The sequence below is a fragment of the Rathayibacter sp. AY1D1 genome, from assembly GCF_002932635.1.
In the GTDB taxonomy this organism is placed as follows: Bacteria; Actinomycetota; Actinomycetes; order Actinomycetales; family Microbacteriaceae; genus Rathayibacter.
The window spans coordinates 1-1,869 of the sequence record NZ_PSVY01000065.1 but is presented as its reverse complement, the minus strand read 5'-3'; the positions used below and the strand labels follow the sequence as shown (position 1 = coordinate 1,869).

Here is a 1,869-nt window from a genome sequence, read left to right as displayed (position 1 = left end):
ATCAGGGCCTGGGCGTCGAGGACGTCCTTCGCCGAGCCGCCGGCCCCCCGCATCCTCTTCTCCCGCCCGCACTCCGCACGACAGGAACGAGCACCCATGACGCTGTCCACTCCTCAGACCGCCTACGCCTCCGCCAAGCTCCAGGGCACCGGAGTGGGACGCGGGCTGGCCCTCGGGCCGGTCCTGCGCATGCCGGAGCCGCTGCCCGAACCCGAGGACACCGCCAGCACCCGCAGCGTCGCCCAGGAGGAGGAGCGCGCCGTCTCGTCGCTGTCCGCCACCGCCGCGACGATCCGCCACCGAGGCGAGCGGGCCGGCGGCTCGGCGAAGGACGTCCTCGACGCCCAGGCCCTGATGGCCGAGGACCCGTCCCTCGCGGACGACGTCAAGGCGCGGATCGCCGGGGGCAAGACCGCGGAGCGCGCCGTGCACGAGGCCTTCGCCGGCTTCCGCGACCTGCTCGTGGCGATGGGCGGCTACATGGCCGAGCGCGCGACCGACCTCGACGACGTCTCGCAGCGCGTCGTGGCGCACCTGCGCGGCGTCGCCGCTCCCGGCGTCCCCGAGTCGGACGAGCCGTTCGTGCTCGTCGCCCGCGACCTCGCTCCGGCCGACACGGCGCTGCTCGACCTCGAGAAGGTCCTCGGCCTGATCACCAGCGACGGTGGACCGACCTCGCACACGGCGATCCTCGCCCGGGAGAAGTCGATCACCGCCATCGTCGGCACCACCGGCGCCCTCGACCTGCGGGACGGCCAGCTCGTCATCCTCGACGCCACCTCCGGCGTCGTGACGGTGAACCCCTCGGACGCCGAGATCAGCGCCGCGAAGTCCTCGATCGCCGAGCGCGCCGAGATGCTCGCCGCACCGGTCGTCCCCGGCGCGCTGGCCGACGGCCACGCCGTGCCGCTGCTCGCGAACCTCGGCTCGGCCGACGGCGCTGCGAACGCGGTCGAGCTCGGCGCCGAGGGAGTGGGGCTGTTCCGCACCGAGTTCCTCTTCCTCGACGCGAAGGAGGCGCCCTCGGTCGCCGAGCAGGCGGAGCAGTACACGCGCCTGCTCGCCGCGTTCCCCGGCCGCAAGGTCGTCGTCCGCGCGCTCGACGCCGGCGCCGACAAGCCGCTGAGCTTCCTCAACGACGACCACGAGGAGAACCCGGCCCTCGGTCTCCGCGGACTGCGCGCCCTCCAAGCCAGCGAGCAGATCCTCCGCGACCAGCTCACCGCCCTCGCCCAGGCCGATGCCGCGACCGACGCCGACCTCTGGGTCATGGCGCCGATGGTCGCGACCGTGGACGAGACCCGCTACTTCACCTCGATGGCGCGGGAGCTCGGCATCCGCACCGCCGGAGTGATGGTGGAGGTCCCCTCCTCCGCCCTGCTCGCCGACCGCATCCTCGGAGTCGCGGACTTCGCCTCGATCGGCACCAATGACCTGACCCAGTACACGCTCGCCGCCGACCGCATGCTCGGCACGGTCTCGGCGTTCCAGGACCCGTGGCACCCGGCCGTGCTCCGCCTCGTCGGCGAGGTCGGCCGCGCGGGAGCGGCGCTGGGCAAGCCCGTCGGGATCTGCGGAGAAGCCGCCGCCGACCCGCTGCTCGCCGTGGTCCTCGTCGGCCTCGGCGCCACCACCCTCTCGATGTCGCCGTCGGCTCTCGCCGACGTCCGCGCCGAGCTGGCCGAGCACACCCTCGACGACGCCAAGCGGTACGCGGAGCTCGCTCTCGCCGCCGACAGCGCCGTCGACGCCCGCTCCGCGGTCACCGAGGCGATCGCCGCCTCCTGATCCCGGATCACCAGCCCCACCCCCTGCACCACCCCGGCACTCGGGAGCCGGGACGCCTCAGGAGCGTCCCGGCTCCCGAGT

At 74.1% G+C, this 1,869-nt stretch carries 1 protein-coding gene; it reads left to right on the top strand.

Annotated elements, in window-relative coordinates:
• Positions 1 to 189: 189 nt before the first annotated feature.
• The gene (gene ptsP, locus C5C56_RS17380) at positions 190 to 1,788 is read left to right on the top strand and encodes a phosphoenolpyruvate--protein phosphotransferase (RefSeq protein WP_374954284.1); all 1,599 of its coding nucleotides are present in this window, start codon (positions 190 to 192) and stop codon (positions 1,786 to 1,788) included.
• The last annotated feature ends 81 nt before the right edge of the window (positions 1,789 to 1,869 follow it).